We start from the raw sequence: 14,224 nt of genomic DNA on the forward strand, positions 1-14,224 counted from the left end.
AATAAAGGATTCCAAATAGAATTGTTGAATAATTTAGTCAATAGTAAATTTGCTCAGATCCATTAGGATATTAAATGTGGAGGTTTAACATGTATTTCTTAGATACACCGGTGTTCATTGAAGGGAATCAAAAGTTAAGAAAGCCCCAGATTGAAGCATATCTCAAAATTCAGGGGCATTTCAAGGAAAAACCTAATGAACAGGCACTTGTTGTATTACCTACAGGAACAGGTAAAAGTGGACTTATTTCTATTGCACCGTTTGGGGTATCTCATGGTAGGGTGCTAATAATAACTCCGAACAAGGTTACAAGGGCAAGCATCTCGAAAACAATGGATACACTAGAAGATAATTTTTGGATTAATTCAGATGTTATTTTTAATATTGAAGATAATCCAATTTTGGTTGCTTATGATAAGGACGTTTTAGATAGTGAACTTGAAGAAGCGGATATTGTATACACAAATGTTCAAAAACTGAACCCAAATTTCAGTAATTCGCTTTTAAATAGAGTCGGACCTGAACACTTTGATATGCTAATCATCGACGAAGCTCACCACTCTCCAGCTAATACATGGCAATCCGCAATAAAATATTTTAATAAAGCAAAAGTCTTACATGTAACTGGTACACCTTACAGAGGTGATGGTGTAGTTGTTCCGGGTAAAAAAATTCATGAAACTAAGTTATCAGAAGTGATGGAACAAAGATATGTAAAATGGTTGCGGAACTCGACTATAGGATCAACAGAGATATCATTCGTAAAAGATGACGGTAAGATTTTAACACTCGAAGAAGCAAAGGAGCTAAATGACGAAGAATGGGTACAGAAATCAGTTGCTTTATCCGATGAATGTTCTTTAGAAGTCATTAGACAGAGTATTAAGGAGTTAGATCAGTTAAAGAAACTATCTCCAAATGTTCCTCATAAAATAATGGCCTCTGCTTGCAATATTGCACATGCTAAGAGACTAGAAGAGTTATATTCTCAGGAAAGAATGGTACCGATACTGATTCATAGCAATATGCCTGAAGCTGAGCAGGCAAAACGTTTTAAGGATATTGAAAATCATAAATGCAATGTAGTTATTCAAGTTGGAATGATGGGAGAAGGTTATGATCATAAGTATTTGACAATAGCTACCTTATTTAGACCTTATAAAAGTCTTAATATGTTCGCTCAAATAATAGGGAGAGTGTTAAGAGCTATTCCCGAAGAAGAAATAACTAAGCATGAAATAGATAATAACGCAATTGTTATTTACCATAAGGAACTTGGAATGGAAAAATTATGGGATTATTTTCGAAAAGAGGTCCAAGATGTTGGTAAATACAGTAAGGTAAAGGAGATTGATATAACTGATCAAGAATTCGAACGCCGGGAAACTATCTATGGTAAGGCATTAACCAATGGAGAACTAGTTGAATTTAAAGACTCATATAGCTCGAATATAGATTTCAATGAAGAGTTTGAAAAAGCAAAGAGATCAATTGATGAGGAAGCAAATGTTAAGCGAAAACAATTAAAAGAATTAGGCTGGGACGATGAGGATATAGATGAAGCCGTAGAAAACCTTACTAAAAAGAAACTAAGAGTTAAGAATGGTGAATTAAATAAACTTTACAACGAGAAAAGACCTCTGGAACGTCGCAAGATGATAAAAAAGCTGTTAAAGGAAAAGATAGAATTACTAACAATAGATTTATTAAATGAGTGTAAAATTGACCCAAAGGGGAGCGAACTATATAATAAATTGAAAAAGTATCTGCCCCAATATATAAAAGCAGGAACTAAAAATGATGGAGTACTAGTAATTTTTATTAATACTAAACTTAAAATTCGGTTTGCTGGAAGAGATGAAATGGAAATTGAGGATTTAATGCGATCAGAGGAATACTTATCTAAAGTTCTAAGTGGAGAAGTGAGGCGAATTTTAAATGGAATTACAAACTAGATTAAAGGACAAGATTGATGAACTTATTCAATTGAACCTAAATAAAGGCATAGCGCCCCATGAACTAATGCAAAACATATATCAGGATGAATATATCGAAGTTAAAGCAAATAAACATTTTGACCAATTGTTTTGTCATGTTACATTTTATGATGAGGGGATTTTTGACGAAAAAAAGATTAAATACGAATACAGATATATTTATAATAAAGACTTATATCTTCAAGAAGTTTATCAAATGAAAAACAAAAGTGTTAATTTGCTTTGGAGTAGATTACAGGAGGAGCAGGCTCTGCTAACGGAAATTGTAGAATTATTTCGGCTTAATTCTAAAGCCTTTAAATCCTTTAAATCCTTCTTAAATACCTTACCTATTGAATACCAAACGATGATTAACGATAGACTAAAATCCGTGAAACAAACTGTAGGATTATGAACAAAAAAGATGGTATAAAGCCGAAAACTATGCGAGCGAGTTAAATCAATTGTGGAGTCGATTTCGGCAATATCGAACAGAAATTAAAACGACACCAGTAAGCCTTAATGAAGTAGCTTCAGAAGAAGAGTTAAGGAATGTTCTTTTGAAGTCGACTCGCTTGCTACAAGAGATTGATGCAGAGTAATAGCTATCTAGATATAACGTGAAAAACGAGGGGATAGGATTTGATTATTCTATCCCCTCGTTTTTAGAAGAAGTTAACTATGTTAGAAGTATGCTTTTCATCCAAAATAAAGTTACTTAAATTAGGAATTGAGTTTCAATATTAAGAAGCAGTATAATTCTTCTTTTTCCCCAATTAACCGGCATTAATTCTGGTAATTTAGGCCCCAGGGCACCAAGGCATACCTCATCATGTTAGGGGGTATGCCTTTAACTTTATCCTTGAATAATGTCTTCGAGGCGAACTACGACCAATAATCACAATGAGAAAAGTGCATTTGAGTTATTGAAAGTGAGTTAAAGTGAACGGCTTATAGTTTGGTAACTATGAACTTTATGTAATATTTGTTAATTTAGGAGGAATATTCAGGAAATATGTTGAATGCTAGAGGAGTGTTATCTGGGGGGCTTAGTAAGCAGTTGCTAATGTCTATAATGGGAAGCTGATTTAGGATCATTGTAAGATAATAATGGGAAATTCATTTTAGTAATTATTAAAAAATAATATATTAGAGGTGTGAAGTGGAGTTAATTTATATATGGATTAATGAATATCGTACATTTAAAGATAATGAAATTAATTTATCTAATAAATTTATTGTAAAATACATTCAAGAAAGTAATTCTATTCTAATTCGAGAGAATACCGATTATTTTAAATTATATCCTAAGCACATCTTAAATATCAGTGCTTTATTAGGCAAAAATTCAACGGGCAAGAGTAATTTGATTGATTTAATGGGCATGAGAATAAATGACAGAAATAATTTAAACGAAGAATTTGAAATAGTGTATAAAGCGAAAATGCCTGGACAATTAGGTTATCTAATGCCAGATGATATTGTTGAGGAAAAGAAAAAAGCTAGATATTTTTTTCTCTATTATTTAGGAAAAGATGAGGATGGGTTAGATAAGTTTTGTATAGAGGGAAATGATATTGACAGCTATTTAGATTTATTTAGTAATAAAGAAAGAATTAACACACAGAAAGAGCATAATCCAATAAATTATTGGAGAGAAAAATATTGGTTTGCATTTGTTTGTACATATTATGATGAAAAGTTAATTTATAAATATAATGTTCAAGAAGACGGTGGATTTGATTCCGAACAAAAAAAATATAATCTGACAACAAAAGATAAAGTAGTAATTATATCATTTAGAGAAAAGTATAAACAAAAAAATTATTATAATCATTCTTCTTTTAAAAGTGAGGATGATTATAGAATTTCGATACCAAGAAGAATTGCACATTTTGATACTAAATATTTATATAAAAAAATAGAATTTCTTATTGATCAAATGAAAAAAAAGAATAAGGAATTATACACTAATAGTAGCTATAATTTATCGATAAAGTTTGCTGAATCGCCTAAAAGAAAAGATATTGGAATTTATGATCTTGATGATATAAATAAAGGACTTTCTGATAATGAAAAGGCTGTATGTAAAATACTGTCGTCTTTCTGTTTTTTCTTTACATCATCAGTTTTTCCTAATGAGGAAAAGGGAACTGAGAAAAAACGAGTCTATTTTGCTAATATAAATAAGGTCGTTACTAATATTAAGCCAAAAGGTAAAACTTATAAAAACATAAAAACATATTACTGGGATGTATTAAAATATATTGTTAATGCTTTTTTTAAAGAAGACCAAGAGGATAATAAAGAGCAGGATATTAATCATTTTTTTAATACATATAAAAATTTAGAAAAAGTATTAGAGAAATTTTTTATTAATTTAAAGAATAGACCGAAGATTAAAATGGTTGAAGATAATATTTATCTTACTATAGATAAATATTCTAATAAGAAATTAATCTCAGAATTAATTCGTGCAACTATTGATGAAAAAATAGATAGCGACTTAGTAGGAACATATTCTGTATTTTTAAATTTTTTTGATTATAGTATTGAATTTTTGAGTGATGGAGAGTTAGCATTTCTAGGAATGATGGCATCAATTGATGAGCAAATCTCCCTTTTGACACAATTAGAAAATAGTGTTCAGAAAAAAGAAAAATATATTTTACTTTTTGATGAGCCAGAGTCAAGAATGCACCCTGAGCTAGCGAGAATATTTATGAAAACAATGATAGATTTTTTATCACAATATAAAGATAAAACCTTTCAAATAATTTTAGCAAGCCATTCTCCGTTTCTTGTTAGTGACATTCCGAAAACGAATATTATTACTTTAACAAAAGAGGAAGGCACACTGAGCATCCTGAGACCCTGTGAACTAGATACATTTGGACAAAATATACATAGCTTGTTGAAAGATGCTTTTTTCATGAATTTTACAATGGGTGAGTATGCAAGGGACAAGGTGGAAAAAGTTAAAAAGTTTTTAGATGGTAAATTAGAAAATGCTGACTACGATGGTGAAATGACTATTCAGGAGGCAGAAAAAACAATAGATTTAATTGGAGAAAGAGTTTTGAAAACAGCACTACAAGGAAAATTGAAAAAAATCAAAAATCATTACTGTACCCAAGAACTCAAAGAAACAATTAATAAATATGATAATCTTTCGCCTGATGAAAAGAAGGGATTGATAGAGTATATTATTATTTCCCAAAAAGGTGGGGATCAAAGGTGATGCAGCTAGAATTATCTAAGGAAATTGAAAAAAAACATTTAAAATATTTTCAAGAAAAAGTACTTACGAATTTTGATATTAAACCAAAATTCTTGAATATAACTAACGAAAACATTCATATTCAATTTATGAATTATTGTAAAACTAAATTTCGAGTATTAGCAATTGGAAAACCAGAAGATTTAAGAAAGTTTCGATCTGAGTTACCAGAAGAGATATTATCTTTGATTGACGAGAATCCGATGTGTAGTTACCGGGGTAAGAAACTTAAATACAATAAACTCTTATTAAACATATTTGGGTATGAGAAGTTCTGTAACCTAAATCAGTATGTGTCAAAGGAATTGCTAACACAAGAAAATTATAAACAAATTAATAGCGAACTTAAACACTACTGGACTCCATATAATTTTGTGACAATGAGCAATGTGAGAGCATGCCCCTACTGTAACAGACAATATATTACACCGATATATATACATTCGAACGAAAAAAACGATAAGCATAAATTGAGAGCTGATCTTGATCATTTTTACCCAAAAAGTAAATATCCGTATTTTTCAATGTCGATCTACAATTTGGTGCCATGTTGTAAATTTTGCAATTCATCGCTTAAACATGTAAAAGAGTTTGATATAACTGATGTTAATCCATATGAAGAAAACTTTGATGATTATTTTAAATTCAGGACAGATATATTAAATGATGGAGACGTCTATATTGAAAAAACACATTTAGATCATAGAATTGATCGATATTTAGACTATTTCCAGATTGAATCTTTGTATAGTTATCATAAAAATCAAGCAGAAGAAATGATACAAAAGCGAATAATATATCCTGAGAGTTACATTGATGAATTGTATAAGAATAATGAATTATATTTTGCAAGTAAAGAAGAAATAAAGCAACTAGTCATCGGATATATTTCCGATAGGGGATGTTTGAATGACGAAGCATTTTTAAAATTCAGGAGAGATATTGCCGAACAACTACACTTTATTGATTGTATAACAGATGATGAGCAATTAGAAAAACTTAAAGAATTGATAGGCAAATGATAAACAGCTTCCAATTATCCATAGAAATTGTACAGGTTATTTATTAAGGGACTTTGAGGTATGTCAAAATAACTAATTGAAATGTTTAAGGAGTTTAAACTATATGCAAGTCGTGCTTAATAGTTTATTGAAGTGGATAAAAAATGACCCTGTTTTGGTTAGTTCTATTGTAGCCAATTTTATGGTGTTCATTAAATGGTTTTTTGGGACACGTCAAAAAAGGAAACTGGGTAAGGCTGAACTGGCATATCAAAGGCTAGTGAGAATCTTGATACCCCTTAGTAATCAACTTTATTGGGTGAGAATTGAATCATGTGTAGCCTCATATGGACGAAGAAGCACTTTACTAAAGAAGCTAATTGGAACATTATTTCGGTTTGTTATCTTCCAATCTAATTATTCTGAGCTAGTTACCGCTTGGAGAAGATTTTATTGTCCATATATGTCTAAACCCGGATATGATTTTCCGTGGCAAGAGCCAGACTTCGAGAAAGTTGAGCAAATAATGATACAACAAGATTCTCTCGTGTGGTCTGAACTAAGGAGAAAATGGTTTCGATTAGTAGAAAGTTACCGTGAAGATTATCCCGATCTCACTGAAGATTGGGTTGACTTTATTAGATATGCGCGAAGTATGACTGAAAAGACAAAACTATACTTAGAAAAGAAATATCCTTCGGTTCTTGCAAAATCTACTTAAACTAAGGGAAAGTCTAAACAATGGGTATTCTGAAGTTCCTATTATCCATAGCATGGTCATTCCAAACAATTAACTATGGCATTAGTTAAACATCATGGCAAGCGGGTTTGAATTGACAGCAGACTGCAATTGATGCTCATCAATATAGACGAAACTAGAAATGAAATTGTTCAGGTATTAAAGAATATGGGTTTTAGAGATGCCGAAAAGGGTCTTCAGTCTTCTTATAGATCTACTTCCTATAGGAAATTTAATTAGAAAATTAACATTATAGTCTGAACTAAAACCCTAAAAAAATTGGTTTTAAAGAAACCCTCTATAGTAACTGACAAGCTGAGCATCTTTTCGACGTTCGACAAGCTCCAGTCTTGTAAGCGGTGAATGGCAGCTCTTTTTATAATCTATTTTATGAGACTCATCAATATCAAATTTTTGGTAAAAATTACTTTACAATTATTAGTTGTACAATATATACTTGTACTGGGAGGGATATCCTTTGGAAACAATTGAAATAGTTCCGGAAGAATTTGCGACCCAGCTTAAATTGTTACGCAAAAAGAAAGACATGACTCAACAGGAACTGGCAGAAAAAGCTCAAGTTACTCAACAAACAATTTCAGCCATTGAAAACGGTCGTTTAGACCCCTCACTAAAATTACTTATAACTATTGCAGCAGCCTTAGGTGTAGCCCTTTTAATCAAAGCGATATTTTCAGAGAAAGGAGGAAATTAAGCATGTTCTTAGCTAATAATCTTGGGGTTGTATATGGTAAGAGTAATGGTTGGTCTGTACCGATCCTTGGTATTCTTGCTATAGGAGTTTTGCTTTTCTTTGTTGGTAGAGCAAGTATGATTCAACCGATTGCGACTTATAATTAGGCTTTATTCAGGTTAAGTAAAAAAGGCTTCCAATAAATAATGGTAGCCTTTTTTACTTAACGCTTATTATAGGGCCCAAATTATTATGGACATGTTGTTTGAGAGGAGTTTTATAGTATAGTGGAACGTACAATTTCGTGGATTGTATCCAATCAAACCATATTATCAGTAATAACAAATATTTTATTAGTCATTGTCACTTTAGTTTATGCTGTACTGACAAGATCACTGGTAAAACTTGCTGAGAAGCAGGTTAAAGTAGTCTCTAATCCAATTTTAGGAATTAAGATAACCAAAATGTATATTTCTAAAGTCTATGGTCCCGAAAGACGAACGCTAACCGTTGAAATTGAAGTAGCCAATATTGGAGACGGACCAGCAATAAATATTCAAATTGATGGAGAAATAATTCTTAAAAATAATGATATTAACGGTAAGAAAGTTATTCCAGCTTACACTGAGCCTAGGAGGTTAACTTTCTTGATGGCAGGACAGAAATGGGACAATAACTTTGAGTCAAATGTGTATTTTGGTAATAAAGCAATTTTATATTTATTCGATGATCTAAGGGAGGCATCTAGATTGAACGAGCATAGAATAAAAACCAAATCTAACGATGAGGTTTTTGAAGCTAGTAAAATTAGAATCTTGGTTTATTATAGCAATAACTTAGGCCAACAATTCAGGTCAAGTTTTGAGACCTATGTGGACTTGGGTATGGAAATGAAGGAAGACCCAGAGGCAAAGTCAGTGACGATAAAGCCAAAGGAAATACCGACTGACGGCCAAGAATTTGAACTTACATATCATCCATATATCAGACCAGAATTTGAGTCTAGGCTAATTGAGAAAAAAGAAGTAGCAGAAGAGCTAGCTGAAAGAAATTTAAATCGTAAATTATCCGGGTGGTAATGATACGTAACTAAAGGAAGATACAACATCATCTTTGTTATAAGAGTAGAAATAGAAGAGGTTAAAATGGAAAATACTGAATTTAGATTAAATGAATCGAAGTTTTTTCTTGAAAGACTGAAAGATAGTAAAGATAAATCATTTGAATTTGAATACTATCTGAACGCTTATATTAGTTCTTCACGCTCTGTAATTTGGATTATGAACAGTGAATATAGCAAAGTAAAAGGATGGAAGAAATGGTATGAAGATAAAGGTGTAAGCGAAGAACAAAAAAAGTTATTAGATGGAATTGTAAAAATGAGAAATCGTTCCTTAAAACAAAAACCATTAAAAGTCACTACTTACATAACTATTGGCGATGATAAGAATTTTTGTGATATTAACGATGTAGCTAAAAGATTTGTTGGGAAAAAAGTGGCCATAGAAATTATGGAAGAAAAAATGGATGGGTTTAATTTTTATGAGGATACGAATCGAGTTGAAGTTTCTGGAGAGTTGAAAATTTCGACAACAGTAGAAGAGTTTAAAAACAAAGATATAATTGATATTTGTATTGAATACGATGCGTGGTTATTAAATATAGTTAATGAGTGCGTTAGTATATTTGGCTAAGCTACCTATACTTAGACTGTAGGAACCATCTTGGCGGGTTCTATTGTCATATCATGAATTATTGGATCCTTAACGTTTCTTAGATTATAATGTAGCAAATTTCACTTTTAGTGACAGACTTTATTATTCGGCCATATTAGGTTAATAAAATACTTGTGACAAACTTTATTTTTGTTTTGCCCATCTTTCAATTGCTCAAAGGGTTGATATGCTTACTAATCCGGTGACAGACTTTATTATTACTTAACATCACGGCAACACTAATCCCTTGAGGATATGCTTAGGTGTACTTTCATTTATAAAAAAGATGGAGGTTAGAGTATGTTAGGACATGTTTATAATGATGTCGAAGTTTTGAATCGCCTATGTCGTGAGGATTATGAACAAAAGAGATGGTATAGAGTCGAAAGATATGCAAGCGAGTTAAATCAATTGCTGGAGTCGGCTCGACAATATAGAATGGAAATAAAAACTACACCTGTAAGCCTTAACGCAGTTTCGTCGGAAGAAGTGTTAAAGGATGTTCTCTTAAAATCAACGCGGTTGCTTCAAGAGATTGATGAAGAGTAAGCGATGACCTACAAATAAAACTATATGAATGGAGCAGGTTCAGAAGTGGATTCTGGAACTGCTCCATTTTAAATTAAGAAAACGAGTGGATTGAATTTAGCGATTCAATCCACTCGTTTTTCGGGTCATGAATGATCATATTGAATATTACGGTTTTAGAGAGCCACTATTCCAGATGTCACTGAGCCATCTCTCTGGAAAAAATGATCCACTGCTCCGGACAGAGAGCCACCCGAATTTCCTTGAGTTTGTGGAGAGTGTGGGCAAGTTCTTTTGAGAAAGACCCAAAAGGGCTTGTCCTCACTCTCCACAGCTCTCTAAACTAGAGTAAGGTTTTGTTATTCCTGTATTCCTTTGCGTTTACGCATGGAATCTTGGCCATCGATCAAGATTGTATAGGAATCATGAACAATTCTGTCCAAGATGGCATCAGCTAAAGTATCCTCACCAATTTTGCCATGCCATCCGGCGGGTGAAAATTGAGAACTGAAAATGGTTGATCCCTTTTTGTGTCTCGCTTCCACGATTTCTAAAAGATCACGTGCTTCACTATTACCCAGTGGAACGAGTAACCATTCATCTAGAATGAGCAGACTGACTTGCTTGTATTGCTTCATTACTTTTTTGTAGATACCTTCTCCTCGTGCTACTGCCAGTTCATTCAGTAAATCGGGAAGCCGAATATACTTCACTGTATAGAAGTTGCGGCAGGCGGCAATACCGAAGGCACAGCTGAGATAGGTTTTTCCTGCGCCGGAAGCACCAAGGATAATGATGTTGTGTTTTTCTTGGATGTAAGTACATGTTGATAACCGAGCGATTTGTGCTTTGTCCAATTTCCTATCCGCATGATATTCAATATCCTCAATGCACGCTTGATTAAAGTAAAGATCGGCTTTGCGGATGAGGCGAGTGAGTTTATTGTTCTTACGCCTTGCCCATTCCGTGTCCACCATGAGCCCGAATCGTTCTTCAAAATTTAATGCGGTATAGGATGGATCTTGAAGTTGTTGGCGAAATGATTCTGCCATAGCAGTGAGTCGCATTTCATTAAGCTTGCCGATTGTTGTTTCGTTAACCATTATGAATTCCTCCTGTAGTAGTCTGCGCCTCGGGTAAAACCAAAGCTGTTAGAGGATTTCTCAGGGTTAACCGGCTCTTCCTTGACGATTTTGTCTTGTCCCGTTTTGATGATGGTCTGAATGCTTTTGTAGCTGGGGTTGGGTGTGTAGGAGAGTGCTTTTTCACAGGCTGCTTCTAAGCGACTAACCGAGTATTTATCTGCTAGTTTGAGTAAACCCATACAGCTTTTGTAGCCTTGTTGTTCTATACGGTGAGAAGACAAGATTGCCTTCACTACCACGGCGGTATGTTTACCAACGTTTTCTGCCCAAAATACGAAGCGTTCGCCATTCCATGCTGTATACTTTTGATGGTCTTCCGGCATATGTTCCGTAACTGTGCTGTATTGTCCGGGACGACCATGCAAGCGAGGATGGGAACATATCCGGTGATTATTAAAAAACACTTCAACTACATAACGGGTGATTCGGACATCGACTTTGTGTTTGATGTATTCATAAGGGACGCTGTAATGCATTTTCTCTACAGTAACATGATAGTTAAATTGGACGGTGGCAACCTTCCAAACTGCTAATTCATAGGGTACTGCGGGAAGAGGTAGTAACAGGGCTTTCTCTTCTTCTCGAAATACGCTCTGACGGCTTCCCGTTTTCTTCTGAAACGGTTTACTGTTGAAGGCCTCCAGTTTCTCTCGTATCGCCAGGTTAAGTTCTGGAAGAGAAAAGAATTGTTGACGACGGAGAGCCGCAACGATCCAGGTGGAAATGGTGCCAACCGTCCCTTCAACACTGGGTTTATCCTTGGGCTTTCTTACCCGAGCAGGAATAACAGCGGTCCCATAGTGCTCGGCCATTTCGTGATAAGACTTGTTGATTATAGGCGTATACCATGAGGAGCGTTCCACACCGGTCTTCAGATTATCCGGTACAAGAATCCGTGTAACGCCTCCAAAATACTTGTAGGCATTGACATGAGCTGTAATCCAGGATTCTTGGCCTTGATTCAGAAAAGCTTCCACATAAGCATATTGACTGTACGGTAGAACAGCTACAAATATGTAGGCAGCAATGCTCTCTCCTGTATCCGTATCCACGAGGCTTGCCGTTTGGCCTGCCCAGTCGACCTCCATTTGTTCGCCAGGCTTTCGTCCGATATGCATGGTCGCTTTGGTCTTCGCCACATACTGCTGATAATGGTAGCAAAACTGAGTATACATGAGGGGAATCTCATTGCTGAGTCTGCAGGATTCGCAGTATTCATTCCAAAGCAGACTGAGCGTTACTCCGCTTTTCGCCATTTCTTTATGAATGTACTCATTATCCGGGCGCTTTCGGGTAGGAGGTAATGTGGATTCAGGATAGAAAAGCTTGTGCAATTCACCATTCGTCCGATCTGGGTTTAACGGCCAAGTAATATTAAGCTCGTTGGATCGTTTCACCACCTTGGCAACAGTGTTGCGTGAGCATTCGCAGCTCACTGCGATGCTGCGTTGACTGATTCCTTGGCTAATTAGCCGAAGAATCTCTCGATAATTGGTCATTTGATGACCTCCTATGAATGTATTTACACTCCTCTCTCGGGTGTATAACTACATTCTAATAAGAAGTTTCATCAAGTGGCTCACAATCCGGAAGGGTGGCTCTAAAAATCCGGAGCTGTGGCTCTCACAGTCCGGAAGCATGGCTCATTTTGCTCCGTAATATTCAATCATATGAATTTAGCTTAAACTATGGATTAGAAACGAATTTTAGGAGGAATGTGAAATGGAACAGCAATCGATAAAGCATAGAAATAATGATCAACTCAGGCCTCAGAAAATTGTTTATTATATATTGGGTGTTCTCGAAGTTTTATTGGCCTTTCGATTAGTCTTTAAACTCCTTGGAGCTAATCCGGCTAGCCCTTTTGTGTCTTTGATCTATACCTTGACGCAAATTTTTCTTTATCCCTTTATGGGAATCTTTCCTACGGCAGTAACCAAGGGAATTGAAGCTCAAGCGATTCTTGAACCGACAACCCTTATCGCAATGATTGTCTATGCTGTGATTGCCTGGGGAATTGTTAAATTGATAGGGATTATGAAGGAAAATGCGGCTTAAATCACGAAATTTCACGTTATCCTATAATCTTGGGTTTTATTTTGAGGGGTGAGGATTTGTCCTTAATCGATGAAGAATTAGAAAAACTAAAAAGCTATACGGCTTCTGTCCATAGACCTATAGATTTTAAAGACTTTTGGCAGAAAGCGCTTCAGGAGGATTTTCAGCTGACGGCCCAGTTAGAGCTTGAACGCATATCATATCCCTTAACCCAGGTCGAAGTGTTTAAGGCTTCATTGTGCGCTAGTGACGGAGTGATGCTCAAGGGATATTATCTCCGTCCCGCTTCGGTAAACATCTATCCCGCCTTAGTAAGATTTCATGGCTATTCGGGGAACCGCGGTCAGATTTCAGAACTTCTTTTCTGGGCGTTGCAAGGGTATGCCATTCTGGGATTAGATGTCCGAGGACAATGCGGAGAAACACCGGATGGACGGATCTACCCACAGGGTGGATTTTCCGGATGGATGACGTTAGGAATTGATTCTCCAAATCATCATTATTTTCGATACGTGTATCTGGATGCAGTACGCGCAATTGTCGCTTTAAGCAAGCAACCTGAGGTCGACTCCGAGCGGCTGGGTGTGTTTGGAAAAAGCCAAGGGGGCGGACTAGCGGTGATTTCGGCGGGTCTAATCAATGGGTTGGGCGAAGAAGTAGGATTACAAACAAAGGTCAAGGTTATTAGTGCTGCGATTCCTTTTTTAGCCGATTTCAGAGGATCTTTTAAAATGCAGAGAGATGGAGAAGGTCCCATAGCGGAGCTCTCATGGTATTTCCGCCTTTCTGACCCGGAGCACAAGCATGAAGAAGACGTATTTAAAGTACTCGATTACTTTGACACCGTGAATTTTGCACCTTGGGTCGGCGAAGCAGGTAAAAAGGGTTTCGTCTCGAAGAGTTTGGTTTCTATGGGGTTAAAAGATACAGCTTGTCCGCCCCCAACGGTCTATGCACTTTATCAGGCGTTGAGCGGAGAAAAGAAATTATTAGTTTATCCGGAATACGGGCATGAGTCCCCGGATGAGTTTGTGGACCGACAGCTTGAGTTTTTGGCGAGGGAGTTGCGCTAATCCTCCATTTCGCGG

Annotated in this window: 15 protein-coding genes; 13 read left to right on the plus strand and 2 right to left on the minus strand. The window is 35.4% G+C overall.

Going from position 1 to position 14,224, the window contains the following annotated elements; translation table 11 throughout:
* The first annotated feature begins 89 nt into the window (after window positions 1–89).
* The 11 genes from DESME_RS01000 (at window position 90) to DESME_RS01040 (ending at window position 9,954) form a co-directional block, all read left to right on the plus strand.
* Window positions 90–1,955: a DEAD/DEAH box helicase gene (locus DESME_RS01000; RefSeq protein ID WP_006716259.1), complete on the plus strand. Its 1,866-nt coding sequence runs from the start codon at window positions 90–92 to the stop codon at window positions 1,953–1,955.
* Window positions 1,939–2,391: a hypothetical protein gene (locus DESME_RS01005; RefSeq protein ID WP_006716260.1), complete on the plus strand. Its 453-nt coding sequence runs from the start codon at window positions 1,939–1,941 to the stop codon at window positions 2,389–2,391. Before DESME_RS01000 ends, DESME_RS01005 begins: the two co-directional genes overlap by 17 nt.
* Before the next feature lie 49 nt (window positions 2,392–2,440).
* Complete coding sequence (locus DESME_RS15520) at window positions 2,441–2,578, plus strand: hypothetical protein (protein WP_174377949.1); 138 nt, start codon at window positions 2,441–2,443, stop codon at window positions 2,576–2,578.
* Window positions 2,579–3,138: 560 nt separating this feature from the next.
* Entirely contained in the window at window positions 3,139–5,217 is a 2,079-nt protein-coding gene (locus DESME_RS01010; protein ID WP_006716261.1) for an AAA family ATPase, read from the plus strand.
* The gene (locus DESME_RS01015) at window positions 5,214–6,278 is read left to right on the plus strand and encodes an HNH endonuclease family protein (protein ID WP_006716262.1); all 1,065 of its coding nucleotides are present in this window, start codon (window positions 5,214–5,216) and stop codon (window positions 6,276–6,278) included. The genes DESME_RS01010 and DESME_RS01015 overlap by 4 nt, the downstream gene beginning before the upstream one ends.
* A 442-nt stretch (window positions 6,279–6,720) precedes the next feature.
* Window positions 6,721–6,978 carry a hypothetical protein gene (locus DESME_RS15975; RefSeq protein WP_167998816.1) on the plus strand — a complete coding sequence of 86 codons (258 nt, stop codon included), beginning with the start codon at window positions 6,721–6,723 and terminating at the stop codon, window positions 6,976–6,978.
* 496 nt (window positions 6,979–7,474) lie between these two features.
* Window positions 7,475–7,711 (plus strand): helix-turn-helix transcriptional regulator, encoded by a 237-nt coding sequence (locus DESME_RS01025; RefSeq protein ID WP_006716264.1) that lies wholly within the window; start codon window positions 7,475–7,477, stop codon window positions 7,709–7,711.
* Between the two features lie 2 nt (window positions 7,712–7,713).
* Window positions 7,714–7,857: a hypothetical protein gene (locus tag DESME_RS15820; protein ID WP_006716265.1), complete on the plus strand. Its 144-nt coding sequence runs from the start codon at window positions 7,714–7,716 to the stop codon at window positions 7,855–7,857.
* Window positions 7,858–7,977: 120 nt separating this feature from the next.
* Window positions 7,978–8,769, plus strand: coding sequence for a hypothetical protein (locus DESME_RS01030; protein ID WP_006716266.1), 792 nt, complete (start codon window positions 7,978–7,980; stop codon window positions 8,767–8,769).
* 66 nt (window positions 8,770–8,835) lie between these two features.
* Window positions 8,836–9,384 carry a hypothetical protein gene (locus DESME_RS01035; protein ID WP_006716267.1) on the plus strand — a complete coding sequence of 183 codons (549 nt, stop codon included), beginning with the start codon at window positions 8,836–8,838 and terminating at the stop codon, window positions 9,382–9,384.
* Between the two features lie 321 nt (window positions 9,385–9,705).
* Complete coding sequence (locus DESME_RS01040; RefSeq protein WP_006716268.1) at window positions 9,706–9,954, plus strand: hypothetical protein; 249 nt, start codon at window positions 9,706–9,708, stop codon at window positions 9,952–9,954.
* Window positions 9,955–10,292: 338 nt separating this feature from the next.
* On the opposite strand, the gene istB is transcribed toward DESME_RS01040, so the two are convergent.
* The gene (gene istB / locus DESME_RS01045; RefSeq protein ID WP_006716269.1) at window positions 10,293–11,036 is read right to left on the minus strand and encodes an IS21-like element helper ATPase IstB; all 744 of its coding nucleotides are present in this window, start codon (window positions 11,034–11,036) and stop codon (window positions 10,293–10,295) included.
* The gene (gene istA, locus DESME_RS01050; protein ID WP_006716270.1) at window positions 11,036–12,577 is read right to left on the minus strand and encodes an IS21 family transposase; all 1,542 of its coding nucleotides are present in this window, start codon (window positions 12,575–12,577) and stop codon (window positions 11,036–11,038) included. Before istA ends, istB begins: the two co-directional genes overlap by 1 nt.
* A 223-nt stretch (window positions 12,578–12,800) precedes the next feature.
* On the opposite strand from istA, the gene DESME_RS01055 reads away from it, so the two are divergent.
* Together DESME_RS01055 and DESME_RS01060 are read left to right on the plus strand one after the other, a co-directional pair.
* Window positions 12,801–13,136, plus strand: coding sequence for a YggT family protein (locus tag DESME_RS01055; RefSeq protein WP_006716271.1), 336 nt, complete (start codon window positions 12,801–12,803; stop codon window positions 13,134–13,136).
* 56 nt (window positions 13,137–13,192) lie between these two features.
* The gene (locus DESME_RS01060; RefSeq protein ID WP_006716272.1) at window positions 13,193–14,209 is read left to right on the plus strand and encodes an acetylxylan esterase; all 1,017 of its coding nucleotides are present in this window, start codon (window positions 13,193–13,195) and stop codon (window positions 14,207–14,209) included.
* Window positions 14,210–14,224: the final 15 nt, after the last annotated feature.

Origin of the sequence: Desulfitobacterium metallireducens DSM 15288 (genome assembly GCF_000231405.2) — a bacterium.
GTDB classification, from domain to species: domain Bacteria; phylum Bacillota; class Desulfitobacteriia; order Desulfitobacteriales; family Desulfitobacteriaceae; genus Desulfitobacterium_A; species Desulfitobacterium_A metallireducens.